At 67.2% G+C, this 26,831-nt stretch carries 27 protein-coding genes; 15 read left to right on the top strand and 12 right to left on the bottom strand.

The features are described from left to right. Window positions 1–97 precede the first annotated feature (97 nt). Genes ACO07Z_RS20360 through ACO07Z_RS20345 form a run of 4 tightly spaced genes read left to right on the top strand, consistent with a single transcriptional unit; the run spans window position 98 to window position 3,528 of the window. Complete coding sequence (locus tag ACO07Z_RS20360; protein WP_244375884.1) at window positions 98–676, top strand: HdeD family acid-resistance protein; 579 nt, start codon at window positions 98–100, stop codon at window positions 674–676. A 9-nt stretch (window positions 677–685) separates the two neighbouring features. After that, window positions 686–1,879: an OpgC family protein gene (locus ACO07Z_RS20355; RefSeq protein ID WP_421700369.1), complete on the top strand. Its 1,194-nt coding sequence runs from the start codon at window positions 686–688 to the stop codon at window positions 1,877–1,879. An 11-nt stretch (window positions 1,880–1,890) separates the two neighbouring features. Continuing rightward, window positions 1,891–2,667, top strand: coding sequence for an SGNH/GDSL hydrolase family protein (locus ACO07Z_RS20350; protein ID WP_421700368.1), 777 nt, complete (start codon window positions 1,891–1,893; stop codon window positions 2,665–2,667). Next, a complete protein-coding gene (locus ACO07Z_RS20345) occupies window positions 2,668–3,528 on the top strand; it encodes an SGNH/GDSL hydrolase family protein (RefSeq protein WP_421700367.1) in 861 nt (286 codons plus the stop codon). Between the two features lie 47 nt (window positions 3,529–3,575). Here the strand turns inward: ACO07Z_RS20345 and ACO07Z_RS20340 are convergent, their stop codons facing one another. Next, complete coding sequence (locus tag ACO07Z_RS20340; protein WP_421700366.1) at window positions 3,576–3,860, bottom strand: hypothetical protein; 285 nt, start codon at window positions 3,858–3,860, stop codon at window positions 3,576–3,578. A 188-nt stretch (window positions 3,861–4,048) separates the two neighbouring features. On the opposite strand from ACO07Z_RS20340, the gene prmB reads away from it, so the two are divergent. Beyond that, entirely contained in the window at window positions 4,049–4,990 is a 942-nt protein-coding gene (prmB, locus tag ACO07Z_RS20335) for a 50S ribosomal protein L3 N(5)-glutamine methyltransferase (RefSeq protein WP_421700365.1), read from the top strand. A 3-nt stretch (window positions 4,991–4,993) separates the two neighbouring features. Here prmB and ACO07Z_RS20330 read toward each other — a convergent pair whose 3' ends face one another. Then, window positions 4,994–6,232: a lytic murein transglycosylase gene (locus ACO07Z_RS20330; RefSeq protein WP_421700364.1), complete on the bottom strand. Its 1,239-nt coding sequence runs from the start codon at window positions 6,230–6,232 to the stop codon at window positions 4,994–4,996. 158 nt (window positions 6,233–6,390) lie between these two features. Between ACO07Z_RS20330 and ACO07Z_RS20325 the strand changes: the two genes are divergently transcribed. After that, window positions 6,391–6,813, top strand: coding sequence for a hypothetical protein (locus tag ACO07Z_RS20325; protein WP_421700363.1), 423 nt, complete (start codon window positions 6,391–6,393; stop codon window positions 6,811–6,813). A gap of 46 nt (window positions 6,814–6,859) precedes the next feature. Here ACO07Z_RS20325 and tam read toward each other — a convergent pair whose 3' ends face one another. Continuing rightward, window positions 6,860–7,627 carry a trans-aconitate 2-methyltransferase gene (gene tam, locus ACO07Z_RS20320; protein WP_421700362.1) on the bottom strand — a complete coding sequence of 256 codons (768 nt, stop codon included), beginning with the start codon at window positions 7,625–7,627 and terminating at the stop codon, window positions 6,860–6,862. 25 nt (window positions 7,628–7,652) lie between these two features. Then, window positions 7,653–9,305: an energy-dependent translational throttle protein EttA gene (gene ettA, locus ACO07Z_RS20315; protein ID WP_421700361.1), complete on the bottom strand. Its 1,653-nt coding sequence runs from the start codon at window positions 9,303–9,305 to the stop codon at window positions 7,653–7,655. Window positions 9,306–9,589: 284 nt separating this feature from the next. On the opposite strand from ettA, the gene otsB reads away from it, so the two are divergent. The 3 genes from otsB to otsA are packed head-to-tail and all read left to right on the top strand — an operon-like array spanning window position 9,590 to window position 13,559. Next, window positions 9,590–10,360, top strand: a complete 771-nt coding sequence (gene otsB, locus ACO07Z_RS20310; RefSeq protein WP_421700360.1) for a trehalose-phosphatase — start codon at window positions 9,590–9,592, stop codon at window positions 10,358–10,360. After that, the gene (locus tag ACO07Z_RS20305) at window positions 10,357–12,153 is read left to right on the top strand and encodes a glycoside hydrolase family 15 protein (RefSeq protein WP_244375862.1); all 1,797 of its coding nucleotides are present in this window, start codon (window positions 10,357–10,359) and stop codon (window positions 12,151–12,153) included. Before otsB ends, ACO07Z_RS20305 begins: the two co-directional genes overlap by 4 nt. Continuing rightward, window positions 12,138–13,559 carry an alpha,alpha-trehalose-phosphate synthase (UDP-forming) gene (gene otsA, locus ACO07Z_RS20300; protein ID WP_421700359.1) on the top strand — a complete coding sequence of 474 codons (1,422 nt, stop codon included), beginning with the start codon at window positions 12,138–12,140 and terminating at the stop codon, window positions 13,557–13,559. Before ACO07Z_RS20305 ends, otsA begins: the two co-directional genes overlap by 16 nt. 26 nt (window positions 13,560–13,585) lie before the next feature. On the opposite strand, the gene ACO07Z_RS20295 is transcribed toward otsA, so the two are convergent. The 3 genes from ACO07Z_RS20295 to ACO07Z_RS20285 form a co-directional block, all read right to left on the bottom strand. Continuing rightward, a complete protein-coding gene (locus ACO07Z_RS20295) occupies window positions 13,586–14,617 on the bottom strand; it encodes a c-type cytochrome (protein WP_421700853.1) in 1,032 nt (343 codons plus the stop codon). 149 nt (window positions 14,618–14,766) lie between these two features. After that, a complete protein-coding gene (locus tag ACO07Z_RS20290) occupies window positions 14,767–15,264 on the bottom strand; it encodes a hypothetical protein (protein WP_421700358.1) in 498 nt (165 codons plus the stop codon). A gap of 2 nt (window positions 15,265–15,266) precedes the next feature. Next, a complete protein-coding gene (locus tag ACO07Z_RS20285; RefSeq protein WP_421700357.1) occupies window positions 15,267–16,181 on the bottom strand; it encodes an aldose 1-epimerase family protein in 915 nt (304 codons plus the stop codon). 98 nt (window positions 16,182–16,279) lie between these two features. Here ACO07Z_RS20285 and ACO07Z_RS20280 point away from each other — a divergent pair, with 98 nt between their 5' ends. The 5 genes from ACO07Z_RS20280 (at window position 16,280) to ACO07Z_RS20260 (ending at window position 19,462) form a co-directional block, all read left to right on the top strand. Then, entirely contained in the window at window positions 16,280–17,695 is a 1,416-nt protein-coding gene (locus ACO07Z_RS20280; RefSeq protein ID WP_421700356.1) for an MFS transporter, read from the top strand. Window positions 17,696–17,764: 69 nt separating this feature from the next. Further along, window positions 17,765–17,944, top strand: a complete 180-nt coding sequence (locus ACO07Z_RS20275; RefSeq protein WP_244375854.1) for a DUF1328 family protein — start codon at window positions 17,765–17,767, stop codon at window positions 17,942–17,944. A gap of 93 nt (window positions 17,945–18,037) precedes the next feature. Next, window positions 18,038–18,169, top strand: coding sequence for a hypothetical protein (locus tag ACO07Z_RS20270; RefSeq protein WP_421700355.1), 132 nt, complete (start codon window positions 18,038–18,040; stop codon window positions 18,167–18,169). An 88-nt stretch (window positions 18,170–18,257) separates the two neighbouring features. Further along, window positions 18,258–18,968 carry a TIGR02594 family protein gene (locus ACO07Z_RS20265; protein WP_421700354.1) on the top strand — a complete coding sequence of 237 codons (711 nt, stop codon included), beginning with the start codon at window positions 18,258–18,260 and terminating at the stop codon, window positions 18,966–18,968. A 230-nt stretch (window positions 18,969–19,198) separates the two neighbouring features. Continuing rightward, a complete protein-coding gene (locus ACO07Z_RS20260; protein ID WP_421700353.1) occupies window positions 19,199–19,462 on the top strand; it encodes a DUF2798 domain-containing protein in 264 nt (87 codons plus the stop codon). Window positions 19,463–19,532: 70 nt separating this feature from the next. Here the strand turns inward: ACO07Z_RS20260 and rpoD are convergent, their stop codons facing one another. The 5 genes from rpoD to ACO07Z_RS20235 all read right to left on the bottom strand — a co-directional run bounded on the left by rpoD (window position 19,533) and on the right by ACO07Z_RS20235 (window position 25,269). Then, window positions 19,533–21,533, bottom strand: a complete 2,001-nt coding sequence (gene rpoD / locus ACO07Z_RS20255) for an RNA polymerase sigma factor RpoD (RefSeq protein ID WP_244375850.1) — start codon at window positions 21,531–21,533, stop codon at window positions 19,533–19,535. 175 nt (window positions 21,534–21,708) lie between these two features. After that, window positions 21,709–23,649, bottom strand: coding sequence for a DNA primase (gene dnaG / locus ACO07Z_RS20250; protein WP_421700352.1), 1,941 nt, complete (start codon window positions 23,647–23,649; stop codon window positions 21,709–21,711). A gap of 107 nt (window positions 23,650–23,756) precedes the next feature. Continuing rightward, entirely contained in the window at window positions 23,757–24,065 is a 309-nt protein-coding gene (locus ACO07Z_RS20245) for an AzlD family protein (protein ID WP_244375847.1), read from the bottom strand. Then, window positions 24,062–24,772 (bottom strand): AzlC family ABC transporter permease, encoded by a 711-nt coding sequence (locus ACO07Z_RS20240; RefSeq protein ID WP_421700351.1) that lies wholly within the window; start codon window positions 24,770–24,772, stop codon window positions 24,062–24,064. The genes ACO07Z_RS20245 and ACO07Z_RS20240 overlap by 4 nt, the downstream gene beginning before the upstream one ends. A gap of 41 nt (window positions 24,773–24,813) precedes the next feature. After that, window positions 24,814–25,269 carry a GatB/YqeY domain-containing protein gene (locus ACO07Z_RS20235; RefSeq protein WP_421700350.1) on the bottom strand — a complete coding sequence of 152 codons (456 nt, stop codon included), beginning with the start codon at window positions 25,267–25,269 and terminating at the stop codon, window positions 24,814–24,816. Between the two features lie 252 nt (window positions 25,270–25,521). Here ACO07Z_RS20235 and carA point away from each other — a divergent pair, with 252 nt between their 5' ends. Further along, window positions 25,522–26,724: a glutamine-hydrolyzing carbamoyl-phosphate synthase small subunit gene (gene carA, locus ACO07Z_RS20230; RefSeq protein ID WP_421700349.1), complete on the top strand. Its 1,203-nt coding sequence runs from the start codon at window positions 25,522–25,524 to the stop codon at window positions 26,722–26,724. The last annotated feature ends 107 nt before the right edge of the window (window positions 26,725–26,831 follow it).

The raw sequence follows: 26,831 nt of genomic DNA, 5'->3' as shown, positions 1-26,831 counted from the left end.
GTTAGGGCGCTCGTTCAACACGAGTCGCTGGAACTCCGGGAGGCGGGATTGCGTTACCGCGCTGCCGGCGTGGCGGGCAAGAATGAGGATCGACCACATGTCTTCGCAATCGGGTTCCCTCTCGCCGACGCCGGGCGGCATGGTCGCCGGGCATCTTTCCGAACTGCGCGCCAAATGGGGCTGGTTTGTCGCGCTCGGCCTGTTGATGGTCATGGCCGGCGCCATCGCGCTCGGCAATCTCGTGCTCAGCACCGTGGTCTCGGTGCTGTATATCGGCGTGATGATGGCCATTTCCGGCGGCGCGCAGGTCATCCACGCCTTTCAGGTCAAGACCTGGGGCGCCTTCGCCTTCTGGCTGCTCGACGGCCTGCTGTTCCTCGCCGCCGGCCTCGTCTGCATCTTCGTGCCGATGGTGGCGGCCGAGTTCCTCACCCTGTTTCTCGGCGTGTCGCTGATCGTCGGCGGCGTGTTCCGTCTGGTCGCCGCCTTCCGGCTGCGTCCGGCCGAGGGCTGGGGCTGGATCGCCTTTTCCGCCGTCATCGCCATTCTGCTCGGCATCGAGATCATCGCCGGCTGGCCGGTGAGCGGGCTGTGGGTGCTCGGCCTGCTGCTCGGCATCGACCTGGTGTTCAACGGCATCGCCGTGCTGTTCCTCGGCTTCGGCCTGAAGAAGTAGCGCGGAACGGTGCCTGCGCCCCTCGCCGCCACGGCGACCACGCACGCGGAGCCGGCCGAACGGCCGGCCCCGCCCCCGCCCGCCTCCGGGCGCGATCTGCGGCTCGACCTGTTCCGCGGACTGGCGCTGTGGTTCATCTTCCTGAACCATGTGCCCAACAATGTCGGCAACTGGATCACCAACCGCAATTTCGGCTTCTCCGACGCGACCGAGATCTTCGTCTTCATCTCCGGCTACACCGCCGCCATGGTCTATGGGCGCCAGCTCGACTCCAGCGGCGTGATGGTGACCTCCGCCCGCATCCTGCGCCGGGCGTGGCAGCTCTATGTCGCCTTCATCTTTCTGTTCGTCATCTATCTCGCCGAAATCTCCTATGTCGTCGGCAGTTTCGAGAACCCCCTCTATGCCGAGGAGATGGGCGCGCTGCAGTTCCTGGCCGAGCCGGACGTGGCGCTGGTGCAGGCGCTGCTGTTGAAGTTCCGGCCGGCCAATATGGATGTGCTGCCGCTCTACATCGTGCTGCTGGCGACCTTTCCGCCGATCCTGTGGGCGCTGAAGCGCTGGCCCGACGCCACGCTCTTCGCCTCCTTCCTGCTCTGGCTCGCCGTGCAGTTCCTCGGCTTCAACCTGCCGGGCTATCCCGACGACCGAATGTGGTTCTTCAACCCCTTCGCCTGGCAGCTGATGTTTGTGTTCGGCGGCTGGTGTGGCCTCGGCGGCAGCGACCGGCTGTCCGGTCTGGTGCATTCGCGGCTCGTGCTGGTACTGTCCGTCCTCTATCTCGTGCTGTCGCTGGCCGTGGTCACCAGCTGGTACTGGCCGCCGATGGAAGGTTTCGTGCCGCCGGTAATCGGCGACATCATCTACCCCATCAGCAAGACCGACCTTTCCGTGCTGCGCTTCGTGCATTTTCTGGCGCTGGCGGTTGTCATCGTCAGGCTGATACCGGTGCACGCTGCCTTTCTGCGCTGGGAGTTGCTGAAACCGCTCATTATGTGCGGTCAGCACTCACTTGAGGTGTTCTGTTTCGGCGTCTTCCTTTCTTTTGCCGCACATTTCGTGCTGAACGAGGTCTCCGGCACGGTGCTCATGCAATTAACCATGAGCGTGTCCGGCATCGCCTTAATGGTAGGTCTCTCGGCATTGCTGTCGTGGTATGCTCGCGCCGAGCGCGACCGTATGGCGCGCAAGAAGGCTGGCTAGCGCGGTTCGACGTGAAACGCTGGATTTTGGGTGTTGTCTTCGCAAGCGTCCTTGCCTGGGACGGCGGCACTGTGGCCGCCGCCGAGACGGGGAAGGTGTGCGCCGCGCCGTCCGCCCTCACCCGCGCCGGCTTCGCCCTGCCGCGCCTTGCCCGCTCGCTGGAAAAGAAGGAACCGACCACCATTCTGGTGGTCAACAGCGCCAGCACCGCCAAGCCGCCTTCCACCTCTGACGGCGGCAAGGCGGTCGCCCGCCGCAGCTTCCCGAGCTACATCGAGGAGACGCTGCGGGCCCGCTATCCCGATGGCGGCGTGGTGGTGACGACCCGCAGCCAGCCGCGCGCCACCGCCGAGGCGATGCTCGCCGATCTGCCCGCCATGCTGGCGGAAACCAAGCCGGCGCTGATGATTTGGCAGACCGGCACCTACGACGCCATTCTCGGCGCCGAAACCTCCACCTTCTCCGACGCGGTCGGCACCGGCATCCGCTCAGCCCGCGCGGCCGGCGCCGATGTCATTCTCGTCAGCCCGCAATACAGCCCGCGCACCGCCCTCGCCTTCGATATCGGCGCCTACACCAACGCCATGCGCTGGACCGCGCGGCTCGAAGGGGTGCCGTTCTTCGACCGCTACGCCATCATGCGGTTCTGGGAAGACGATGGCGTCTTCGATCTCGACACTGCCCGCCCCTCCCCCACGCTGTTCGACGATGTGCATAGTTGCATTGGCCGCCTTCTGGTGACCATGATCGTCGATGGCGTCGATCTGCGAACGCTCGGTTCCCGCTAAATGCTGCTGCGCCGTCTTCTCCCCCTCGCCCTTGCCGCCGCCGTCCTGGCGCCCGCCGCCCTGCCGGCCCGCGCCCAGACGATGATCCCCGCCGGCTGCCCCAGCACGAAGACGCTGGCGAAGCTCAACGCCCCGCTCGCCCGCACCGCTGCGGCGCTGAGGGCCGGCGAGAAGGTGGTGATCGTCGCCATCGGCTCCTCCTCCACCGCCGGGGCCGGCGCCAGCAGCCAGGAGGCGAGCCATCCCGCCCGCCTGCAGGCGATGCTGCGCGAGCGCTTCCCCGCCGCGGACATCACCGTACTCAATCGCGGCGTCAACGGGCAGGACGCACCGGAAATGCTGGCGCGGTTCGACAGCGATGTCGCCGCGCTGAAACCCACGCTGGTGATCTGGCAATCGGGCGTGAACGCGCTGTTCCGCGACAATGGCCTCGCCTCCGCCGACGCCCTGCTGCACGAAGCCATTGCCCGGGTGAAGGCGATCGGCGCCGATCTGGTGCTGGTCGATCCGCAATATGCGCCGCGCGTGCTCGCCGATGCCGATAGCGGGCCGATGGTCCGCCTCATCGATGAGGTGGGCGCGGAAGAAGGCGTGGCGGTGTATCACCGCTTCGCGCTGATGCGCGACTGGCACGAAAAGGCGTCGATGGGCTTCGATTCCTTCCTCTGGAAGGACAAGTTCCACATGAACGACTGGGGCTATAATTGCTTCGCCCGCGATCTCGGCCGCGCCGTGGTCGCCAATGTCGAATCGCAGCAGCGCTCGGCGGAAGTGGGCAGTGCGGGCGGTGCGGCGGCGAAGTCTTCCGCGCTTCCGGCTGCGCCCGCCGCCCTGCCGGTGTCGGCCGCCGCCGCGCCCTGAACGTCTGGGTTCGGCGGCGACGGATTAAGTTCAGTCGTCGCCCTTGCTCAGTCTTCGCCCTTGTCGGAGAAGGCGCCGCCAAAGCGCTTCATCACCGCTTCGCGCGCTTTCAGCACGCGGCGCTCATAATCCTCCGCCATCGGCTCGGTGAGCACGCTTTCCAGCCCGGCGAGCAGCGCCCACAGCGCGGGAATCTCCGCCTCGTCCTCGATGAACTCGGCCATCGCCTCGCCATCGGCATCGTCGACCGTGCGCGAGAGGAACTCGAACAGCACGACCGCGACGGAGCGGTCGATGACCAAGGTGATTTCGTCGTCCAGCGCCTCGGCCATGCCATGTCCCCTTGCGAGCCTGTCTCCTTCCTATCGTCCGGTCACAGGGCGATGACAAGCCCGTCGCTTGTCACGCCACGATGACAAGCCCCGCTTCGCGCCCTTCTCACGCCGCGATGACAAGCCCGCAGCTTGCATTCGGCGGCCTGCCGTGCTGACCCTTGGCGCGACAACGGGGAGAGGGCGCGATGACGGCGGCGGACGATCTGAAGACGGTCAGGGATTTCGTGCGCTACGCGGTGAGCCGCTTTGCCAAGGCCGGCATCGCCTTCGGCCATGGCACCAGCGAGCCGCTGGACGAGGCCGCCTTCATGGTGCTGGAAGGGCTGAACCTGCCGGTGGACGACCTTTCGCCCTGGCTCGACGCCCGCCTGACCCATGAGGAGCGCCTGCGCCTCACCGATCTCATCGAGCGGCGCTGCACCACCCGCCAGCCCGCCGCCTATCTGCTCGGCCGCACCTATATTGGCGGCGTGCCGTTTCGCACCGACAAGCGCGCCATCGTGCCGCGCTCCTTCATCGGCGAATTGATGGCGGGCGAACTGTTCACCGGTGGCGATTATTCGCTGGTGCCGCAGCCGGAGACGGTCGGCCGCGTGCTGGACCTGTGCACCGGCTCGGGCTGCCTCGCCATCCTCGCCGCCATGACCTTCCCCAATGCCGAGATCGACGCGGTGGACCTCTCCCCCGAGGCGCTGACGCTGGCGGCGGAGAACGTCGCCGAGCACGGGCTCGAAGACCGGGTGCGGCTGCTGGAGGGCGATCTGTTCGGCCCGCTCCAGGGCGAAGTCTACGACCTCATCATCACCAACCCGCCCTATGTCGATGAAGAGGCGATGGCGGCGCTGCCGGCGGAATACCGCCATGAGCCGAGCCTCGCCTTTGCCGGTGGGCCGGACGGGCTCGACATCGTCCGCCGTATCCTCGCGGAGGCACCGGCCCATCTCAGCCCTGGCGGCGGGCTCATCTGCGAATTCGGCACCGGCAAGGAAATCTTGCAGGCGGAATACCCGCATCTTCCCTTCCTCTGGCTCGACACCGAAGACAGCGAAGGCGAGGTGTTCTGGCTCTCCGCCGCCGATCTCACGGTCAACGCCGATCTGCGCGTCATCAACCGCATGCCGCGCTGAGGTTCAGCCGCCCTTCTTCATATGCGCCACCACGGCGGCGTCGGGCCAGCAGTCGAGCGGCAGACCGTTGGCCTTCTGATAGGCGCCGAGCGCGGCGCGGGTCTTCATCCCGGCCTTGCCGTCGATCTTCTCGGCGTAGAAGCCCTCGCGGGTCAGCACCTTCTGCATGAATTCGAGATCGCGCGTCTTCACCAGCGCGATCTCCGCCCAGTCGCGGGCGAAGGGCCTGTCGTCCTCGATGCGGTCGGCGAGATGGCCGACATAGAGCACATAGAGGTCGGCGAAATTGTAGCTCTTCAGCACGAAATAATTGGCCGGCGTGAGGAAGGCCGGCCCATACGGCCCCGCCGGCATGATGATCGACGCCTCGTCCTTCAGAGCGGCGGGCGGCACGCGGCGCCCGTCGGCAATCTTCACACCGCGCTTCAGCCATTCGCCGATCGGCAGCCGCGTCTCCGGCTCGGCCAGCGTGCAGTCGAAGCCTTGCGGCACGGTGATCTCATAGGCCCAGCGCTTGCCGGCCTGCCAGCCTTTCTGCTTCAGGAGGCTCGCCGTTGCGGCCAGCGCCTCCGGCACGTCGGTCCAGATATTGGCGGTGCCGTCGCCGTCGAGATCGACGCCATATTCGAGATAGCCGGTGGGCATGAACTGGGTCAGCCCCATCGCCCCGGCCCAGGAACTCTTCATCGCCGCGCGGGTGACATGGCCTTCGTCGAGGATTTTCAGCGCGGCGAGGAATTCGGCGCGGAACTCCTCCTTGCGCCGCCCCACATAGGCCTGCGTCGCCAGCACGCGCAGCGCGTCATGGTTCAGCTTGGCACCGCCATAGGAGGTCTCGCGCGCCCAGATGGCGAGCAGGATTGGCCCCGGCACGCCGAACTGCCGCTCCAGCGCGTCGAGCTGCGCGCGGTACTGCGCCGCCAGCTTGCGCCCCCGCGCGGCATAGGTGGCGATCGCCTTATCGGAGAGATAGGCCGCGGGGGTCTGCACGAATTCCGCCTGCCGGTCGGGCGCCTTCGGCTTGCCGGGAAGGGCGAGGTCGGGCAGCGCATAATCCGGCTCCAGCCCGGCGGTCTCGCGCTCGAAGGTGGCGCGGGAAATGCCGATGGCCTGCGCCGCCGGCCATTGCGCCGCCAGCCAGCGGTCAAAGCCGGCATCGGCAAGCGCGGGGCGCGCGGCGAGGAGGAGGCCCAGCACCAGGGCGGCGGCGACAAGGGGGCGGCGAAGCGCGGGGAACATCATGGCTTGAGATAACCCGTATCGCCCCCGGCTGTGAACCTTTGAGCGCAATCCGACCGGAGTGCGGATCGCTCACGCACCGCGGCGCTTTGCAAAAGGCGGCAACTCTCCTACCCTACCATGATGCCAGTCGACGGCATGCGACACACCGGGATCGGACCATGAAGAAGAGTTTGTGGCGCGCGGCGCTTGCCGGCGCGGGCATGATGGCCACCGTGCAGATCGCCGGTCTGCAAAGCGCGACCGCGCAATCCAAGCCGACCATCGAGACCGGCATGGAACACTTTCAGGGCCGCTGGGTGTGGCAGGGCGCGTTCAAGGACAAACGCGACCCGAAGAACATAAGCCGCCTTCAATTCACCGACGGCGACCGCATCGTCTACTGCTACAAGACCTTGTGCGTCGAAGTGAACGTGCATCGCGACGCCGGCGGCGGCTTCAGCTTCACCACCAATGGCAAGAACAACTTCGTGATGGTCAGCGACGCCTCGGGCAATCTCAGGGGCCGGTTCTGGGAGGACTTCACCTCGCCGTCGCGTCCGCCGGACGCGGTCGTGACCTTCACACTGAAGTCCGGCATCTGAGCGGGCGCCCGGCCTGCACGTCGCGGGCGGTCCGCCGCGCCGGGCGTCAGCGCACCGCCACAATGAACAGCCGGGGAAAGCGCAGCAGCACCTTGCCGTCGACGCGGGCGGGGTAGGCTTTCGCCAGCCGCGCGGTGTAGTCGGCGAGAAACGCCTCCCGCTCGGCCGCGTCGAGCGGCGCGAGATAGGTGCGCAGGCCGGTGGAGCGGAACCAGTCGGCAATGGCCGCCGGCCCCGCCAGCGGGTGGTTGTACAGCGTGTGCCAGATATCGACCTGGCGGACGAGCGGCGCGAGCCGGTCGTAATAGGCCCCAACCGCCGGCAGAACATCGCGGGCCGCGCCGGCGATGCGCGCTGCCCAGGGCCCGGCGGCGGCGGCTTCCTCCATCAGGAGATGCGAGGGCTCGGTGACATTGTCCGGCATCTGCACCGCCAGTACACCGCCGGGCGGCAGCTGATCGAGAAGCCGCGCCAGCACGTCGAGATGGTCCGGCACCCACTGGAACACGGCATTGGCGAAGAGCAGGTCGGTGCCTTCGGGCGGCGTCCAGGATGCGAGGTCCGCCAGTTCGAAGCGGAGGCCCGGCAGGCGGGCGCGGGCCTGCTCGATCATCGCCGGGGAATTGTCGACGCCGATCACCTCGGCCTGCGGCCAGCGCTGCGCCAGCAACTCGGTGGAATTGCCCGGCCCGCAGCCGAGATCGATCACCCGGCGGGGATGGACGAGCGGCACCCGCGCCAGCAGGTCGCGCGGCGGGCGGGTGCGCTCATCCTCGAAGGCGAGGTAGAGGGCGGGGTTCCAGTCTTCGGTCATCGCCGCCCTCCGTCCGGTCATGGCGTCAGCGCATCAGCTTCTTGTGCTTCATCCGGTGCGGGACGATCTCGTCGACGCCGAGACGACGCTTCTTGTCTTCCTCATAGTCGTGGAAGTTGCCCTCGAACCACTCGACATGGCCCTCGCCCTCGAAGGCGAGCATGTGGGTGGCGATACGGTCGAGGAAGAAGCGGTCATGCGAGATGATGACCGCGCAGCCGGCGAAATCTTCCAGCGCCTCTTCCAGCGCGCGCAGGGTTTCCACGTCGAGATCGTTGGTCGGTTCGTCCAGCAGCAGGACGTTGGCGCCCTGCTGCAGGATGCGGGCGAGATGCACGCGGTTGCGCTCACCGCCCGAGAGCATGCCGACCTTCTTCTGCTGGTCGCCGCCCTTGAAGTTGAAGGCGCCGCAATAGGCGCGCGAATTGATCTCGCGCTTGCCGAGATACAGCACCTCGTTGCCGCCGGAGATTTCCTCCCACACGGTCTTCTTATCGTTCAGCGCGTCGCGGTTCTGGTCGACATAGCCGAGCTGGACGCTGTCGCCGACAGTGATGGAGCCGGCATCGGGCTTCTCCAGCCCGTTGATCATGCGGAACAGCGTGGTCTTGCCCGCGCCGTTCGGGCCGATGACGCCGACAATGCCGCCCGGCGGCAGCTTGAAGGACAGGTTGTCGATCAGCAGCTTGTCGCCGAACGACTTGCTGAGGCCGTTGAACTCGATGACGTTGTTGCCGAGCCGTTCGGACACCGGGATGACGATCTGCGCGGTGGTCGGCGCCTTTTCGGACGCCTTCTTCACCAGCTCGTCATAGCGCTGGATACGGGCCTTGTTCTTGGCCTGACGGGCCTTCGGGGAGGCCCCCATCCACTCCGCCTCGGAGGCGATCGCACGCTGGCGGGCCTCGTCCTCGCGGTTTTCCTGCGCCATGCGCTTGGCCTTCTGCGCCAGCCAGGAGGAATAGTTGCCCTCATAGGGGATGCCGCGACCGCGATCGAGCTCGAGGATCCAGCCCGTCACATTGTCGAGGAAGTAGCGGTCATGGGTGACGATCAGGATCGCGCCGGGATAGTTGCGCAGATGCCCTTCCAGCCAGTTGGTGGTCTCGGCGTCGAGATGGTTGGTCGGCTCGTCCAGCAGCAGCAGTTCCGGCTGCGAGAGCAGCAGCTGGCACAGCGCGACGCGGCGGCGCTCACCGCCCGAGAGCCTGGAAACGTCCGAGCCCTCTTCCGGGCAGCCGAGCGCGTCCATCGCCTGGTCGATCTTGCTGTCGAGGTCCCACAGGCCCTGGCCTTCGATCTCGTCCTGGAGCGCGGTCATCTCGTCCGCGGTCTCCTCGGAATAGTTCATGGCGAGTTCGTTGTAGCGGTCGAGGATCGCCTTCTGCTTGGCGACGCCGAGCATCACGTTCTCGCGCACGGAGAGGTTGGGGTCGAGCAGCGGCTCCTGCGGGAGGTAACCCACGCGGGCGCCTTCGGCGACCCAGGCCTCGCCGGAGAAGTCCTTGTCCATGCCGGCCATGATCTTCAGCAGGGTGGACTTACCCGAGCCGTTGGGGCCGAGAATGCCGATCTTGGCGTCGGGGTAGAAGGACAGGTGCACATTGTCGAGCACCTTCTTGCCGCCCGGATAGGCCTTGGTCATGCCGTGCATGTGGTAGATAAACTGATAAGCCATGTCCAAATCCTGCGCGTGCGGGCGAGCCGGTAACATGCCGCGCTGCCGCGGCGTCATAAGGTGCGGGTTGGGCGCTATGTAAACCGCGCGCCGTTGAGCGGCAAGGCCGTCACGCGCGGGACGCCCGCCAACCGCCCCGCGAAAGGCGGGCTTTCGCGGCTTTTTCACCGAGGTATTGGAACGCCTCCGGCTCTCGCGCGTTGTTGGCAGCCGGCGACCGTGCCGGCAGCCTATGCCGCTCTTTCGACCTCACTATGCCGGACCCAGGCGGAATAAACGACAGCATGGCGACAGCACCCAGCGCACACTTCCCCCTGCTTCCACGCCCCGACTGGGCTCTCTTCCTCGACATTGACGGTACCCTGATCGAGCATGCGGACCACCCCGAGGGCGTGAGCATTCCCGACGACCTGCCCGACCTGCTGGCGCGCCTGCAGGGCGCGCTCGACGGCGCGGTGGCGCTGGTGTCCGGACGGACCATCGACTGGATGGATCGCCGCTTCGCCCCCACCCGCCTCGCCGCCTCCGGCCAGCACGGGGCGGAGGTGCGCCTCGCCCCGGACGCCCCCTCCGTGCCTATCCCCCTGCCGAAATGGCGTCGGCCGCTGGAACAGGCGCTGGACGAGGTGCTGGCCACCTGGCCCGGCGTGTTCGTCGAGCACAAGCCGCTGTCGCTGGCCGTGCATTTCCGCGCCGTGCCGCAGTTCGGCGAGGCGATCATGGACCGGGTGATCGCGCTCGGCACCGGCATCGATGGCGGGGTCGAATTTCTCAAGGGCAAATACGTCATCGAAGTCCGCCAGGCCGGCCGCAACAAGGGCACGGCGGTGGCGGAGCTGATGAACTCGGCTCTGTTCGCCGGCCGCCGCCCGGTGTTTCTCGGCGACGATGTGACGGATGAGGACGGCTTCCGCGCTGTCCGCGCCGCCGGCGGCCTTGCCCTCGCCGTCGGGTCCCGCCCGACCGATCAGGCCGATTACAAGCTCGCCTCGCCCACCGAGGTGCGGCGCTGGCTGACCGACCTTCCCACGGCACTGGAGCGCGTGAATTCGTGAGCACCCATCTCGACCTGGCCGCCATCGGCAACGGCACCATCGCCGCGCTGATCGACCGTAACGGGCGCATCGGCTGGTGCTGCTGGCCGCGCATCGACGGCGACCCGGTGTTCTCCTCCCTGCTCGGCGGCACCGAGCCGGAGGCGGGTTTCTTCGACGTAGTGCTGGAAGGCCAGGTGAAGGCGACGCGCCGCTACCAGACCAACACCGCGATCATCGAGACCATTCTGGAGAACGACCAGGGCGCGAAGCTGCGCATCGTCGACTTCGCTCCGCGCTTCAAGCTCTATGACCGCATCTACCGTCCGGCCATGCTGGTGCGGCGGATCGAGCCGATCAGCGGCATGTGCCGTGTGACGCTGCGCCTGCGCCCGCATTTCAACTGGGGCGAACAGCGCCCGGCGCCGGTGCGCGGCTCCAACCACATGCGCTTTGCCGGCGACGACGTGACGCTGCGCGCCACCACCGACCTGCCCATCGTCTATGTGATGGAAGAGCGCCCCTTCGTGCTCAGCAAGGCGGCGACGCTGGTGCTGGGGCCGGACGAACCTTTCCCCGCCAGCATCGCCGACACCACGCGCGGCTTCGAGGAAAAGACGCGCGACTATTGGCACGAATGGGTGCGCTACCTCTCCATTCCCTATGAGTGGCAGGACGCGGTGATCCGCGCCGCCATTTCGCTGAAACTCTGCGCGTTCGAGGAGACCGGCGGCATCGTCGCCGCGCTCACCACCTCGATTCCCGAGGCGCCGCATTCGATCCGCAACTGGGACTACCGCCACTGCTGGCTGCGCGATTCCTATTTCACCGTGCGGGCGCTGAACATGCTCGGCGCCACCCGCACCATGGAAGACTACATCCGCTATCTCACCACGGTGATCGCCTCCGAGCCTTCGGGGCGGCTGGCGCCGGTCTATTCCATCGTGCCGGGCACGCCGCTGGAGGAGCGCTTCGCTCCGGCGCTTTCCGGCTTCCAGGGCATGGGGCCAGTGCGCGTCGGCAACCAGGCCGGCGAGCAGGTGCAGAATGACGGCTATGGCCATGTCGTGCTGGCGGCGGCGCAGATGTTCTTCGACGAACGCCTGCCCAAGCGCGGCGACAAGGCGCTGTTCGAGCTGCTGGAAGGGGTTGGCGCGCGGGCGGTGGAATTCGCCTTCGAGCCGGATGCCGGGCTGTGGGAACTGCGCGGCAAGCGGCGGCTGCACACCTTCTCCGCCGTGATGAGCTGGGCCGCCTGCGACCGGCTGGCCCGTATCGCCCGAGTGCTCGAACTGCCTGACCGCGCCGCGTTCTGGACCCAGCACGCCAACGAGATCCGCACCCGCATCCTCGCCTTCGCCTGGGACGAGGCGCGCGGCAGCTTCGTCGATGCGGAGGAGGACGGCCAGCTCGACGCCAGCCTGCTGCTGCTGGCCGAACTCGGCTTCGTCCGGCCGGACGATCCGCGCTACGTCGCCACGGTGGAGACCATCGGCCGCGAGCTCAAGCGCAATGGCTACCTCATGCGCTATGCCGGCGAGGATGATTTCGGCCTGCCGGAAACCTCCTTCACCATCTGCTCGTTCTGGTACGCTGGCGCGCTCGACCTGATCGGCCGCCGCGACGAGGCGCGCGAGATGTTCACCAGCCTGCTCGCCCGGCGCAACCCGGCCGGGCTGCTGTCCGAAGACATCGACAACCAGACGCTGGAGCTGTGGGGCAATATTCCGCAGACCTATTCCATGGTCGGCCTGATCGACACCGCCATGCGTCTGTCGAAGACATGGGAGGAAGCCTTTTGGCGCGGCTCGTAATCGTCTCGAACCGGGTGGCGTCGCCCAAGGAGCGCGCGGCCAAGGCGGGCGGACTGGCGGTGGCCCTGCGCGAGGCGCTGAGCCAGCGCGGCGGGCTCTGGTTCGGCTGGAGCGGGGAAACCGAAGTCAACCCGCCTGACACGCCCAAGGTCTTCCGTTCCGGCCGCGTCACCTATGCCCTGCTCAACCTCGACCCCGAGGACCAGCGCGCCCATTATGCCGGCTATGCCAATGGCACGCTGTGGCCGCTGTGCCATTACCGGCTGGGCCTTCTTTCCTTCCGCAAGGCGGATTGGGAGGGCTATCGCCGCGTCAACGAGCATTTCGCCCGCGCGCTGATGCCGCTGCTGAAACCCGACGACATTGTCTGGGTGCATGACTACCATTTCATCCCGCTGGCGGCGGAACTGCGCAAGCTCGGCTTCGAGGGGCGCATCGGCTATTTCCACCACATCCCCTGGCCGACGCCGGAGGTCTATCTCAGCCTGCCCTCGCACGCGGCGCTGGTCGACGACCTCTCGCGCTACGATCTCGTCGGGCTGCAGACCGAAAACGATGTCCGCGCGCTGCTGACCTACATCTCCTCCGAAGTGCGCGGCTGGATCGCGCCCGGCGGCACGGTGGGGCTGAAGGACCGGCGCTTCCGCGTCGCCGCTTATCCCATCGGCATCGACGCCGACGCCTTCGTCAAGGACGCCAGGAAGTCGGTCGGCAGCGAGGAGGAGCGGCGGCTAAACGAAAGCCTCGCCGGCCGAGCGCTGGCCGTCGGCGTCGACCGGCTGGACTATTCCAAGGGCCTGCCCGGCAAGTTCGGGGCTTTCGGCGAGTTGCTGCGCAGCTATCCCGAGCACCGTTCCAAGGTGACGATGATGCAGGTGGCGCCGCTCTCGCGCAGCGAGGTGGCCGAGTATCAGGCGCTGCGGCGCGAGCTGGAAGAGCTGGGCGGTGCCATCAATGGCGAGTTCGCCGAATTCGACTGGGTGCCGCTGCGCTATCTCAACCGCCCGTTCCAGCGCGCGACGCTGGCCGCCATCTATCGCCGCGCCCGCATCGGGCTGGTGACGCCCTTGCGCGACGGCATGAACCTCGTCGCCAAGGAATATGTCGCGGCGCAGGACCCGGAGGACCCCGGCGTGCTGGTGCTCTCGCGCTTCGCCGGCGCGGCGGACGAGCTGAAGGGCTCGCTGCTGGTCAACCCCTATGACATTGAGGGCATGGCGGCGGCGATGGACCGGGCGCTGAACATGCCGCGCGAGGAGCGGCAGGAGCGCTGGCGCACCAATATGAGCACGGTGGAGACCAACACCATCCATCATTGGTGCCAACGCTTCATCGACGAACTGACCCATATCGGCGACACGTTCGGCGAAACGGCCGACCCGCGCGCCGGCGCCCGGCCGCTCTGACGGCGTGCCGTGCCCGGCACGTCGTGTCAGGGCATGTTGGGATTAGGGATCGCCCCGCGCGCCTGTTTCAGCCGGGCGATCTCGGCCCGGATCGGGGCGAAGGGACCGTAGCGGTGCTGCTCGGCCGGGAAGCTGTCGGCAAAGGGCGGATAGGCCGCGTCCACCGGCTTCAGTAGCAGATCGGGAAAATCCCGGTCGATGCCGTCGAGTTGCGGCCGCTTCTGCGACAGCACGAAAGCCGCCACGTCCCAGGCGTCTTGCGGCGCGAGTGTCGGCGCCACCCAGGACGTGCCGTTCGGCATATTGTCATGGACGAAATTAGCGAGCGTGATCAGCCGCGCCGTGCCCGCGCCGTCATTGAAACTGTCCGGCCCCCAGAGCGGCGGGAAGGCATAGCCCATATCCGGCTGCGCCTCGTTGCGCCGCACGCCCAGCCCGTCGCGGCGGTGGCATTCCGCGCAATTGGCGGCATAGATCGCCGCGCCCCGCACCGGATCGGCCGCGCGGCCCAGTTCAGGGATCGCCCCCGCCCCGGCGCCGACAATCGACGCATCCGGCGGGATGTTGGTCGCGAGAAAGTCGAGATAGGCGAGGATCGCCTGCATGGGCCGGTCGTTTTCTCCCATCGGCCGGCCGTTCATGCTGCGCTTCAGGCACTGATTGACGCGGTCGAACAGCGAACTCACCGCGCCGGATCGGGTGCTATAGGCGGGGTAGTCGGCGGAAGCGGCGACCAGCGGCAGGCCGAATTTCTTCAGGCCCGCCTGCAAATGGCAGTTGGCGCACGCCAGATTGTTGCCGGCGAAGCGGGCGGCGGGATCGGCGACGGCCGGACCGATATGGGCATAGGTCGCCTCGATGACCGAGCGGCCATAGCGGGCGAGCCGCCCTTGTTCATCGTCCGGCAGGGCATCGAAGGCGGGAACATCCCAGACGACGACAGGCCTGGGCGCGGCAGGCGGCGGCCCGGCCTGGGCGAAGGCCGGCAGGATTAAGCCGGCCAGCGCCACGGCGGCGCCGGCAAGGAGTTTGAGACGATAAAGGCCGTAACGCACCATCTTCACCATCGAGCCTTCGTGCCCGGCGATGGTCTCAGAACACCGCGCGGGAGGCAATGACGGCGCCGGGGCCCTCTTCCGGCAGCCGCCCCGCGCGGCCAAGGCGGCCCAGCGCGATGAATTGATGCCCTCAGCCGGACAATTTCTTGTCATACGTGATAAAGATACAGTGCATATAAAATAAAATTTCCATCTTCGCACGCATCGTAGAATGTCATACTTCCGTTTTTTACGTCAAGGCGCTTATCATCATCGCCAACGCTCGCTCTGACCGAGTACCAGATATTGTTCTTCTCAAGAAGACGGATCATATTTTCATAGTTTATGTCCCTAAGAATTCTGTCTCTACGTTTTATGAATCGCGGAAGGCGAAAATTTTCCTTTCTTCCATTTTTTCCCTTTCCATAAAACACAACGTAACACAATTCATCATCAACATGGTAAAATGCCATTTCAATATCATTGTATCGATAACAAATGTTGCCAGTTGCAAGATAGATATCTTGCATAGTTGGCTTCCCAATTTTGCCTATTACCTTCTTACGACTATCGCCGACGCTGATGCCAAGGAGGTTCTCCCCACGCAACAGGTCGAGCATGGAGACGGTTTTCCGACCCGCTCCTCCCCGCATCGGCGCACCGCGCATCGCTAGCCCTCCACCTCATGCGGGCCGATCAGCCGGCCGACATCGGGCAGCCAGCGGACCGACATGGCGAAGCGCTTGGTGGCGCCCGGCGCCAGCAGCGACAGGCCCGGCTTGTCGATGAATTCGGCCGGCCCGTCCTCGGGCGAGGCATAGCCGGCCCAGGGCTCGATGCACAGGAAGGGCGCGCCGGGCTTCGACCAGATGCCGAGATGCGGCATGTCCGGGAAAGCGACTTCCAGCCCCGGCTCGCCCGGCACGCCGAAGCGCACATGGCGCGAGCGCAGATCAAGGAAGATCAGCGCGTCACGCTCGAACAGCGCATCGGTCGGCTCCAGGATCGCGCCCGCCGCCGGGTTGGCCTCGGTGGCGGTGGAGAGCAGCCCGCCGACCGGCCGGTGGATGGCTTCCGCTTCCGCCTTCTCGAACACCAGCCGGTGGTCGGCGCGCGTGCCGCCATAGGGCAGCGGCCAGCGGAAGGCCGGGTGAAAGCCGAAGCTCGCCGGCAGCACGCCCGGCCCCGTGTTCGCCACCTCCGCCTCGATGGTGAGCGTCGCCTCTTCCAGCCGGTAGGTCACGGTGAGCGAGAACGGGAACGGGTACTGCTTGCGCGTCTCCTCATCGTCGTGCAGCGCCAGACGCACCGCCTGATCCGTCGCCTCCTCCAGCGTGAAGGCGCGGCGGCGGGCGAAGCCGTGCTGCGCCATGGGATAGACCTTGCCGTCATGCACGAGCTGGTCGTTGGGCAGCCGCCCGACGATGGGAAACAGCAGCGGCGCGCGGCCGGTCCAGAAGGCCGGGTCGCCGTTCCACAGCAGGTCATGCCCGTGCCGGTCCCTCAGCGCCACCATCTCCGCGCCCTGAGGCGAAATGTCCACCTCCAGGAAGTCCGACTTCAGCCGTACCGCACCGTCACTCATACCAATCCCCGTCTCGACTTCGCCAAAGATCAGGTCTAACCGGACCTTGCGGAACAAGGATTCCGCGCGCCCGCCACCCTCACCGTCCGGTTCCCATCATGGCCCAGACTCTCGGCCCTGTCGCCGCGCTCCTGCTCGGCGTGTTCTTTCTGGTAACCGGGAGCGGCCTGCAGAACACGCTTCTGCCGCTGCGCGGCGCCTTCGAGGGCTTCAGCGCCATCAATCTCGGCATATTGGGGTCGAGCTATTATCTCGGCTTCGTGGTCGGCTGCCTCGCCGTGCCGCATCTGGTGCGCCGCACCGGGCATATCCGCGCCTTCGCCGCCCTCACCTCGGGCGTGGTGGCGGCGATGATGGCGCATCCTCTGTTCATCGAACCCTTCACCTGGTTCGCACTGCGCACCATCACCGGCTTCTGCTTCGCCGGGCTCTATCTGGTGATCGAAAGCTGGCTGAACGACCGCGCCACCAACCAGACGCGTGGCTTCGTCATGAGCGCCTATGTCATCGTCGACTATGCCGCGCTCACCGCCGGCCAGATGATGATCACCCTCTACCCCGTGCGGGCCTTCGACCTGTTCGCCATCGCCGCCATCCTGTTCTCCCTCGCCGTGCTGCCGGTGGCGATCGGCTCCAGCACCCAGCCGGCGCCGATCGAGACCGCTCGCATCCGCCTGCCGCGCCTGTTCAAGGCGGCGCCGGTGGCGATGGTCGGGTGCTTCGCCATCGGCCTCACCAATGGCTCGCTGTGGTCGCTGGGGCCGATCTTCGGCATCGGGCGCGGCCTCACCTCCGACGGCGCCGCGACCTTCATGAGCGCCGTGGTGGTGGCGGGGGCGCTGGCGCAATGGCCGGTGGGCTATCTCTCGGACCGCATGGACCGCCGGCGCATCCTCGCCACGCTGCTGGTCGGCGCGCTGCTGGCCGGGCTGGCGCTGGGCGCCCTGCCCTTCGACCTGCTCGGGCTGTGCCTGCTCGGCATGCTCTATGGCGCGCTCTCCCTGCCGGCCTATTCGCTGGCGGCGGCCCATGCCTATGACCGCACCGCGCCTTCCGAGGCGGTGGAGACGGCGGCCGGGCTGCTGCTGCTCTATGGCGTCGGCTCGGTGGTCGGGCCGGCGCTGGCCTCGCTCGGCATGCAGCATTACGGACCGGGCGCGCTGTTCTTCTTCACCGCCGGCTCCTACACGCTGCTGCTGCTGTTCGTGCTCTGGCGCGTGCTGCTGAAGGAGAAGGGGCGGCAGATCGACAGCAAGAGCGAGCCCATCGCCTCGGCGGCCACCGGCACCGTACCGCGGCCGGAGAAGAGCCGCCCGGACTCCCCGCTCTCCGGCCTGCGCCGCTGGCGCCGCGCCAGCGCGCCCGCGCCGGCGAAGCCTGTCACAGCCAAGCCGGCCTCGGAAAAGCCCGCAGCCGCCACGACTCCGCCCCCGCCGCCAGCGCCTCAGCCGACCAAGGGCGAGGGCGAGGGCGATTTCCCCACCGCTCAGGATGGGCGCTCCGACGGCGCGTAAGCCGGCGGAACTCCGGCGGCGCCCGTGCGTTGATACCGCACCCTCACCTGCCGTCTTGGAAGCCGCCGCATGATCAAATACGCCGTGATCTTCCTGGTGATCTCGATGATTGCGGGCGCCATCGGCATGACCGGCGTGTCGCAGCTCGCGCGCAAGATCTCGCTGGTGCTGTTCGGCCTGTTCTTCCTTGGTTTCCTGCTGCTGATCGGCTTCGCCGTGCTGATCGACCACGCCGTGTCGACCCCCTGACGCCGGGGGCGACAGCCCTCGCGGATTGACATACCGCAACGCGCGCGGCGCTTTCGGTCGCTAGCCTCCGGGAAAATGCCCAAGGAGGATGCCATGCCGACCGAAACCCTCTTCTTCGTCGCCGCCACCATCATCGCCTTCAGCGGCTTCGCCGCCACGCTGGCCTATGTGGAAGCGTCCACCAAGGCCGTGCGCCGCCACAACCACCCGCTTCCGGGCGAGTGAGGCGCGCGCCAAACACGCAGAAGCTGTATCAACGACGCACCCAAACTATGGTTGTATTCTTCATTGATACAACCATAAGGGGTGCTTCATGTCGGGCGACAGCATAAGGCGTGTACAGAAGGCGTTGAAGGATAAGGGCTTTGATCCCGGAGAGATCGACGGCGTCTGGGGACGGCGGTCGATCGCGGCTCTCAAGGCGTTTCAGGCTGGAGCGGGACTGGCGGTAGACGGCATTCCCGGCCCGCTGTCGCGTGCGGCCCTGCTCGGGGCCGATGTGGCGGAACCGCCCGCCGACGGTCCGCAGGGCCTCGTCTGGATCGAGGAAGCGCTGCATCTTCTCGGCACCCGGGAAGGTGCGGGGAAAGTCGACAATCCCGTCATCCTGAACTTCGCTAAGAACCTCGACATCGACTATCCGCACGACGACATCCCGTGGTGCGGACTGTTCGTCGCCCATTGCATCGGCGCCACCCTGCCGGAAGAGGCGCTGCCGGCCAGCCCGCTCTGGGCACGCGGCTGGACGAAATTCGGCGAAGCGACCGAGCCGCGGCTTGGCGCCATCCTCGTCTTCTGGCGCGGCAAGCGCGACGGCTCCAACGGCCATGTCGGCTTCTACTGCGGTGAGGACGGTGAAGCGTTCCACGTGCTCGGCGGAAACCAGTCGGACATGGTCAGCAAGACCCGCATCGGCAAGAACCGCCTGCTCGCGGCGCGCTGGCCGCGAACCGCAGCGAGCCTCGCGAGCACGGCGGTGGTGGTCGACAGCGGCGGCATCGGGCTGAGCCACAAGGAAAGCTGAAACGGGTCCCAGACGGCTATCCGGCGCCGGTGAAGGCGGCGGCAGCGGGCGGCAGCAGCAGCTTGCCGCCCCCGCCGGCCGGCGGCTCTTCCGCCGGGAAGCGAGCTCTGTTAAAGGTGGCGTGTCGGCACGTGGTGCCGGCCGTAAGCGTCCGACGTCAGGCAACGCATCCACCCGGTCACGGCCGGCCGGATGCGTAGGCTCCGGACCCGCCGCGACCATCCAGAAGGATGGCCCGCATGGCCTCTCCCCTCTCCCGCAAGCTGCCGGCCCGCTATGCCGGCCTCATCATGCCGATGGTGCTTTCCGTGCTGATGACTTTCGTGGTCTCGGCCATCGCCACGCTGCGCAGTCTCGGCCCCGGCCCGGATTTTCTCGCGATGTGGCCGACGGCGTGGGCGCTCTCCTGGGTGGTGGCGTTCCCCACCCTGCTGCTCGTGTTGCCGCTTGTCAGGCGCATTGTCGGCCTGATGCTCGAACAGCCCGGGCGGTGAGCCAAAGAAAAGGCGGCCGAAAGGCCGCCTTTTCGCATTCCGAACGCTGAAGCCCTGGAAGGCTGCGGCCTCAATTGTCGAGGAAGCTGCGCAGCTTGCGCGAGCGTGAGGGGTGCTTGAGCTTGCGCAGCGCCTTGGCCTCGATCTGGCGGATACGCTCGCGCGTGACCGAGAACTGCTGGCCGACCTCTTCCAGCGTGTGGTCGGTGTTCATGCCGATGCCGAAGCGCATGCGCAGCACGCGCTCCTCGCGCGGCGTGAGCGAGGCCAGCACGCGGGTCGTCGTCTCGCGCAGATTGGACTGGATCGCCGCGTCGATCGGCAGGATGGCGTTCTTGTCCTCGATGAAGTCGCCGAGATGGCTGTCTTCCTCGTCGCCGATGGGCGTCTCCAGCGAGATCGGCTCCTTGGCGATCTTCAGCACCTTGCGCACCTTCTCCAGCGGCATGCCGAGCTTTTCGGCCAGCTCCTCCGGGGTCGGCTCGCGGCCGATCTCGTGCAGCATCTGGCGCGAGGTGCGGACGATCTTGTTGATCGTCTCGATCATGTGCACGGGAATGCGGATGGTGCGGGCCTGGTCGGCGATCGAGCGGGTGATCGCCTGCCGGATCCACCAGGTGGCATAAGTCGAGAACTTGTAGCCACGGCGGTACTCGAACTTGTCGACCGCCTTCATCAGGCCGATATTGCCTTCCTGAATGAGGTCGAGGAACTGCAGGCCGCGGTTGGTGTACTTCTTCGCAATGGAGATGACGAGGCGCAGATTGGCCTCCACCATTTCCTTCTTCGCCTGCCGGGCTTCCTTCTCGCCCTTCTGCACCATCTGCACGATCTTGCGGAATTCCTGGATTTCCAGCCCCGTCTCGGTGGCGAGGGCGTGGATTTCCGAGCGCAGATCCTTGATGCCGTCGAGTTCCTGCCCGACAAAACCCTTCCAGCCGCGCGAAGTGAGGTTCTTCACCCGGGCGACCCATTTCGGGTCGAGTTCCGAGCCCTGATACTGGCGCAGGAAGTCCTCGCGCGAGACGCCGAAGCTCTCGGCGAGGCGCATCAGCCGGCCTTCCAGCGAGACGAGGCGCTTGTTGATGTCGTAGAGCTGCTCGACGAGGTTGTCGATGCGCGCCTGGTTCAGCGACAGCGACTTCACGTCGAGGATCAGCGCGTCCTTCAGGCTCTTGTACTTGCGGTCCTGCGAGGGCGAGAGGCTCTCGTTCTTCAGCTTGGACTCGACGTTCTGGTCCTGCAGACGGCGCAGCTTCTTATAGGCGTCGGCGATGCGGTCGAAGGTTTCCAGCACCTTCGGTTTGATCTCGGCTTCCATCGCCGCCAGCGACAGGGAATTCTCCATGTCGTCATCGTCATCGCCGGCGATGGTCTCGCCGATGGTCGGCTCGCGCTCTTCCTCCGCCTCGGGGGCGAGCGAGCCACCTTCGACGATGGGGCCGTTCTTCGCCTCAGGACCGGCATAGGTGGCCTCAAGGTCGATGATGTCGCGCAGCAGCACCTTGCCTTCGACGAGTTCGTCGCGCCAGATGATGATGGCCTGGAAGGTCAGCGGGCTTTCGCACAGGCCGGCGATCATCGCCTCGCGGCCGGCCTCGATGCGCTTGGCGATGGCGATTTCGCCCTCGCGCGAGAGCAGCTCAACCGAACCCATCTCGCGCAGATACATGCGCACGGGGTCGTCGGTGCGCTCGCCCGGCTCGGACTTGGTTTCCGAGCGGATGACGGTGCGCGAGCCGGTCTCGGCCAGTTCGCCGCCGCTCTCTTCCTCTTCCTCCGCCGCCTCGGCCGGGGCTTCCTCACCCTCGGCCTCGGCTTCCGCCTCTTCCGCCTCGACGACATTGATGCCCATCTCGTTGAGCATCGCGTAAATGTCTTCGATCTGGTCGGAGGTGTTCTGCTCGGAAGGGAGAACCTCGTTCAGCTCGTCATAAGTCACGTAACCGCGCTTCTTGGCGAGCTTGATCATCTTCCGGACGCCAGCGTCCGAAAGGTCCAGCAACGGGCTGTCCGGGGTGTCGCCGTCCTTCTCGGGGGCTTCCGTCGCTTCCGCTGCCTGCTTCGCCATGCGTTTGTGCTCCTCAAGCGCCGCAGACCTGCGTCCCGGCGTGCGACGGCGTCCTTGCGGCACCGCCCTTCGATCGTTCAACCCGGCGCCCCGCGCAGTGGCAGGCGAGAGACGCAAACAGGGCTACGCGCACCACGCGCCCGAAAGACGCGCGGGCGAGCAGCCCGAAGGGACCTTACATCGACCGCCCCGGTCGACCCGACGCGGCGCCGAACCCCTCTACCAAAGCTTCGGTTCCGTCAAGTGCCGCGAGCTGACTTTGTACGTCGAGAAAGCGCGCCCAATTCATCTCCGTGGGCTCTTCCGCCAGGCGTTTCTCGGCTTCTTTCAGTTCCTTAGATAGGGCATGGCCGCGCCGGTGCAAGACCAGCCGCTGGTGCCACCACAGCTCCACATCGCTGCGGCCGGCATCGGAGAAGGCCGGCCAGTCATGCCGGGCCACCGCCATGCGCCCCAGCCGCTCAACCAGCGGCGCCAGGCCCTGCGCCTCCAGCCGCGCGGTCAGCCGCTCCGGCGCTTCGGTGTCGCCGTCCATATGCGCATCGAGCAAGGCGCGGCGCAGTTCCGCCGCCTCCTTGTTCTGCAGCGAAAGCCCGGCAAGCTCTTCCGCATATTGGTCGATCAGCCAGGAATGGTTGATGAGCGCGAACAGCAGCAGCGCCTCGTTGCGCGGCATTTCCGCCGCGGCCCCGCGCACCAGCGCCGAGCGGCGCATCGCCTCGCCCGCCGGTCGGCCCGGCCCGCCGCGACCGTTGCCCGGCCGGCGCGCGCCCTTTGCGCCGGCACGCCCGGAATAGCCGGAATACTCATTGGCCGAGCGCCGCCCGCCCTCGCCGCCCCCCGAGGAAGGGGCGAACAGGCGGCGGAAGCGCTCCATCAGCTCGGCGCGGTAATGCTTGCGCACCGTCTCGTCGCCGATCACCTTGACGATCTCGCCGATGCGCGCCTCCAGCGCCGCCCGGCGCTCGGGGGTGTCGACGCTCACGCCCTCGATCTCGCGCGCCCACAGCACATCCGCCAGCGGCCGGGCCTGCGCCAGCACCGCGTCCACCGCCTCGCGCCCGCCGGCGCGCACCAGATCGTCCGGGTCCTGCCCCTCGGGCAGCAGGCCGAAGGAGAGACTGACGCCGGGTTTGAGATGCGGCAGAGCGAGGTCCATCGCGCGGAAGGCGGCGCGCCGCCCGGCCTTGTCGCCGTCGAACAGCAGCACCGGCTCGGGCGCCATCTTCCACAACAGCGCCAGTTGCTCCTCGGTCAGCGCGGTCCCGAGCGGGGCCACCGCCCCGGCAAAGCCGGCCTCGACCAGGGCGATGACGTCGACATAGCCTTCCGCCGCGATGACGGCAGCGCCGTTATGCGCCGCCGTGCGGGCGTTGAAGGCGTTGTAGAGCAGCGCGCCCTTGTGGAAGAGCGGGGTCTCCGGCGAGTTGAGGTATTTCGCCGGCACGTCCTTTTCCAGCGCCCGCCCGCCAAAGGCGACCACGCGCCCGCGCAGATCGGTGATGGGGAACATCACCCGGTCGCGGAAGCGGTCATAGGGAATGGCGATGTCCTCGGCCGAAATCAGCAGCCCGGCCTCGACCATATCTTCCACGGGCACGCCGCGCCCGCCCAGCGCCTCTTTCAGCGCGAAGCGGTCCGGCGGGGCGTAGCCGATTCGGAAGCGCTTCTGCACCGAAGGACCGAGGCCGCGATCGGCGAGATAGCCCCGCCCCTTGGCGCCGGCGCGGCCCTGCAGCGTCGCCTCGAAATACTGCGCGGCGAGTTCCATCACCTCATGCAGCGTCTTGCGCCGGCTCTCGCGCTTTTCCTCCTCGCGCGACTGCACCGGCATCGGCACGCCGGCCATGGAGGCGAGCCGTTCCACCGCCTCCGGAAAGGGCAGGCCCTCCACTTCCATCAGGAAGTCGAAATGGTCGCCATGCTTGCCGGAGGAGAAGCAGTGATAGAAGCCCTTCTGGTCGTTGACATAGAAGGAGGGGGTCTTCTCCGGATTGAACGGCGACAGGCCGCGCCATTCGCGCCCCTGCTTCTTCAATTGCACGCGCTTGCCCACCACCTCCGAAACCGGGAGGCGGGCGCGTATCTCGTCGAGGAACGAGGGCGGGTAGCGCATGGAGAGGTGAACTCAAGCGTTAGGGCGGCCGGAAAGCCTAGCAGCATCAGCGGGCACTGCGGCAAGAACCGTTCCCATGGGCGGCGCCGTCCCCGCTGTCCCCAGCCTCAGCTCGCTCCCATATAGGCGCGCCACAGCGCCGCCGCGAGGATGCCGAGCGCGATCGCCGGCAGCGCCTTGCGCAAAACCAGCCGGGCAAGGATGGCGACGCCGACCGCGACATAGCCCTCCGGCCCGCCGCGCACCGTCGCCGGCACCACCAGCGCCACCAGCACCGCGCCGGCGAGATAGCGCAGGAAATTCTCGGTGCGGGCCGACATCGGCACGAAGCCGACCAGGAAAATGCCGCCCGCCCGCGTCGCATAGGTGACGAGCGCCATGGCGAAGACGACGAGCAGCGCCTGCGAGGTGCTCATGACCGCTTCAGCTCGTCTCGGATAAGACCGGCGAGCCCGCCCACCATCACATGCCAGTTCGGCGGCAGGAACCACACCGCGCCCATGGCGGCCGCGCCCGCCACCAGCCAGGGCAGATCGTCCACCCGCCCCCGCCGCAGCCCGACCAGCGTGGTGGCGAAGAACGCCACCAGTACCAGATCGAGCGCGTAGGTCTTCACATCGTCCAAAGTGAGCCCGCCGGCGACCGCGCCGATGATGGTCGCCACCACCCAGGTCGCCCACATCAGCAGGCCGCCGCCGACGAGATAGCCGAGATCGCGCTCGCCCCTGCGCTCGGCCGCGATCAGCGCCGCCCAGTTGAGATCGCTGAGCAGCGTCATCGCACCATAGACCTTCCACGGCGAAAGACCCCGGCACAGCGTCCGCAGCGAGGCGCCGAGCAGGATGTGGCGGGCATTGATGGCGAAGGTCGCCACCAGGAGCGGCAGCCACGGCACGGGGCTGGCCCAGAGGTCGAGCACGGCGAACTGCGCCGCCCCGGCGAAGACCGCCATGCTCATCAGTGCCGCCAGCCAGCCCTCAAGCCCGGCCCCGCGCGCGGCGATGCCAAAGGCGATGCCGAACACGAAGACGGGCGGCAGCACGGCGACGATCGCCCGTGCCCCGCGTCCGCATCCCGCAAGGGTCAGCGTGGCCGGCACGGGCGGAGGGGAGGCTGAAGACATGGCACCAACGCGCGCAAGGGGAAGCCGGCCGGGAGGCCGGCTCAGGCGGTGAGCAGCGCCTTGACCGTGCCGCTCGCCTTGCCGAAATCCATCACGCCGGTGTGGCGTTCCTTCAGCGCCGCCATGGTGCGACCCATATCCTTGAGGCCATGGGCACCGATCTCGGCGATGACGGCGGCGATGGCGGCCTGCGCCTCCGCCTCGGTCATCTGCACCGGCAGGAAGGACTGGATGATCACGGTCTCCTCACGCTCCTGCGTGGCGAGGTCGACGCGACCGGCCTCCTCATAGACCTTCGCCGATTCCTCGCGCTGCTTGATCATCTTGGTCAGCAGCCCGAGCACTTCCTCATCGGAGAGCGGGTCCTTGCCATGGCCGCGCGCTTCGATGTCGCGGTCCTTGATCGCGGCATTGACGAGGCGCAGCGTGCCGAGGCGGCGCTTGTCCTGGGCCTTCATGGCCTCTTTCAGCGAGGTGTTGATGTCGTCGCGCAGCACGTCGGCCAGCCTTCCTGAAATCCGCGAGTCGGCATCTGCGCCCGATTCGGGGCCGCACGCCGCACGCGCCAATGGATGTTTCACCTGCGGGGTTCGGCCCCCTCGGGCGGTCGCCGCCCGCTCGCGAATGGTGCCGCGCACCGGAGCCGGGCGCAGCCATCCGCAATTCGTGGGCCAGATACGCAGTGTGGAGGCTGGCATCCGGCGCGGCAACGGACTAATTAGGGCACACGATGACAGGGAACAAGATCAATGAACGGTAGCGCTGAACAGCACTCCGGCGACGACGTGTGGGCCGAGCCGCTCGCGACCGCCGTCCTCGTCCTGGCCGATGGCACGGTCCTCGAAGGCTTCGGCCTCGGCGCCACGGGCCACGCGGTGGGCGAAGTTTGCTTCAACACCGCCATGACCGGCTATCAGGAAGTGCTGACCGATCCGTCCTATGCCGGGCAGATCATCACCTTCACCTTCCCCCATATCGGCAATGTCGGCACCAACGAGGAAGACGTGGAAACCGTCTCCATGGCCGGCGCCTCCGGTGTGCGCGGCGTGGTGCTGCATTCCGCCATCACCGACCCGTCGAATTACCGCGCCACACGGCATTTCGACGCCTGGCTGAAGGCGCGCGGCATCATCGCCATTTCCGGCATCGACACCCGGGCTCTGACCGCGCTGATCCGCGACGGCGGCATGCCGAACGCGGTGATCGCCCACGCGCCGAACGGCCAGTTCGACCTCGCCGCGCTGAAGGCGGAAGCCGCCGCCTGGCCGGGGCTGGAGGGCATGGATCTGGTGCCGATGGTCACCACCGCCCAGCGCTTCAACTGGGACGAAACCACCTGGAGTTGGCCGCAGGGCTATGGCCAGCAGACGGCCCCGGCGCACCATGTCGTCGCCGTCGATTACGGCATCAAGCGCAACATTCTGCGCCTGCTCGCCCGCGCCGGCTGCAAGGTGACGGTGGTGCCCGCCACCGCCACGGCGGAGGAGATCCTGGCGCTGCAGCCGGACGGCGTGTTCCTCTCCAACGGCCCCGGCGACCCGGCGGCGACGGGGGAATATGCGGTGCCGGTCATCCGCGAGATCATCGATCGCGGCGTGCCGACCTTCGGCATCTGCCTCGGCCATCAGATGATCGGCCTCGCCGTCGGCGGGCGCACGGTGAAGATGCACCAGGGCCACCACGGCGCGAACCATCCGGTCAAGGACATGACCACCGGCAAGGTCGAGATCACCTCGATGAATCACGGCTTCGCCGTCGACCGCGACAGCCTGCCGGCCAGCGCCACCGAAACCCATGTCTCGCTGTTCGACGGCTCCAATGCCGGCATCGCGCTGACCGACAAGCCGGTGTTCTCGGTGCAGTACCACCCGGAAGCCAGCCCCGGCCCGCAGGACAGCCATTATCTGTTCGACCGCTTCGTCGAGCTGATCGCCAAGAACAAGGCGGCGTGACGCGCCGACCCTCGCCGGCCGCCGCGCCGGTGAGGGTCATTGCGCTGGCATCAGGGCCTGTCACCATGCGGGCGGCGTGGGAGCCCGGCGGTGGCCCTGCCCGTGCC

The sequence above is a fragment of the Ancylobacter sp. genome (assembly GCF_965229075.1).
Lineage (GTDB): Bacteria > Pseudomonadota > Alphaproteobacteria > Rhizobiales > Xanthobacteraceae > Ancylobacter.
This window is presented reverse-complemented; position numbering and strand designations above follow the sequence as displayed.

Excerpts from the sequence above, each read along its gene's own strand:
- ACO07Z_RS20360 (WP_244375884.1), top strand. The coding sequence starts at position 98 with ATGTCTTCGCAATCGGGTTCCCTCTCGCCGACGCCGGGCGGCATGGTC.
- ACO07Z_RS20345 (WP_421700367.1), top strand. The coding sequence starts at position 2,668 with ATGCTGCTGCGCCGTCTTCTCCCCCTCGCCCTTGCCGCCGCCGTCCTG.
- ACO07Z_RS20340 (WP_421700366.1), bottom strand. The coding sequence starts at position 3,860 with ATGGCCGAGGCGCTGGACGACGAAATCACCTTGGTCATCGACCGCTCC.
- prmB (WP_421700365.1), top strand. The coding sequence starts at position 4,049 with ATGACGGCGGCGGACGATCTGAAGACGGTCAGGGATTTCGTGCGCTAC.
- ACO07Z_RS20330 (WP_421700364.1), bottom strand. The coding sequence starts at position 6,232 with ATGATGTTCCCCGCGCTTCGCCGCCCCCTTGTCGCCGCCGCCCTGGTG.
- ACO07Z_RS20325 (WP_421700363.1), top strand. The coding sequence starts at position 6,391 with ATGAAGAAGAGTTTGTGGCGCGCGGCGCTTGCCGGCGCGGGCATGATG.
- tam (WP_421700362.1), bottom strand. The coding sequence starts at position 7,627 with ATGACCGAAGACTGGAACCCCGCCCTCTACCTCGCCTTCGAGGATGAG.
- ettA (WP_421700361.1), bottom strand. The coding sequence starts at position 9,305 with ATGGCTTATCAGTTTATCTACCACATGCACGGCATGACCAAGGCCTAT.
- otsB (WP_421700360.1), top strand. The coding sequence starts at position 9,590 with ATGGCGACAGCACCCAGCGCACACTTCCCCCTGCTTCCACGCCCCGAC.
- ACO07Z_RS20295 (WP_421700853.1), bottom strand. The coding sequence starts at position 14,617 with ATGGTGCGTTACGGCCTTTATCGTCTCAAACTCCTTGCCGGCGCCGCC.
- ACO07Z_RS20290 (WP_421700358.1), bottom strand. The coding sequence starts at position 15,264 with ATGCGCGGTGCGCCGATGCGGGGAGGAGCGGGTCGGAAAACCGTCTCC.
- ACO07Z_RS20285 (WP_421700357.1), bottom strand. The coding sequence starts at position 16,181 with ATGAGTGACGGTGCGGTACGGCTGAAGTCGGACTTCCTGGAGGTGGAC.
- ACO07Z_RS20280 (WP_421700356.1), top strand. The coding sequence starts at position 16,280 with ATGGCCCAGACTCTCGGCCCTGTCGCCGCGCTCCTGCTCGGCGTGTTC.
- ACO07Z_RS20275 (WP_244375854.1), top strand. The coding sequence starts at position 17,765 with ATGATCAAATACGCCGTGATCTTCCTGGTGATCTCGATGATTGCGGGC.
- ACO07Z_RS20270 (WP_421700355.1), top strand. The coding sequence starts at position 18,038 with ATGCCGACCGAAACCCTCTTCTTCGTCGCCGCCACCATCATCGCCTTC.
- ACO07Z_RS20265 (WP_421700354.1), top strand. The coding sequence starts at position 18,258 with ATGTCGGGCGACAGCATAAGGCGTGTACAGAAGGCGTTGAAGGATAAG.
- ACO07Z_RS20260 (WP_421700353.1), top strand. The coding sequence starts at position 19,199 with ATGGCCCGCATGGCCTCTCCCCTCTCCCGCAAGCTGCCGGCCCGCTAT.
- rpoD (WP_244375850.1), bottom strand. The coding sequence starts at position 21,533 with ATGGCGAAGCAGGCAGCGGAAGCGACGGAAGCCCCCGAGAAGGACGGC.
- dnaG (WP_421700352.1), bottom strand. The coding sequence starts at position 23,649 with ATGCGCTACCCGCCCTCGTTCCTCGACGAGATACGCGCCCGCCTCCCG.
- ACO07Z_RS20245 (WP_244375847.1), bottom strand. The coding sequence starts at position 24,065 with ATGAGCACCTCGCAGGCGCTGCTCGTCGTCTTCGCCATGGCGCTCGTC.
- ACO07Z_RS20240 (WP_421700351.1), bottom strand. The coding sequence starts at position 24,772 with ATGTCTTCAGCCTCCCCTCCGCCCGTGCCGGCCACGCTGACCCTTGCG.
- carA (WP_421700349.1), top strand. The coding sequence starts at position 25,522 with ATGAACGGTAGCGCTGAACAGCACTCCGGCGACGACGTGTGGGCCGAG.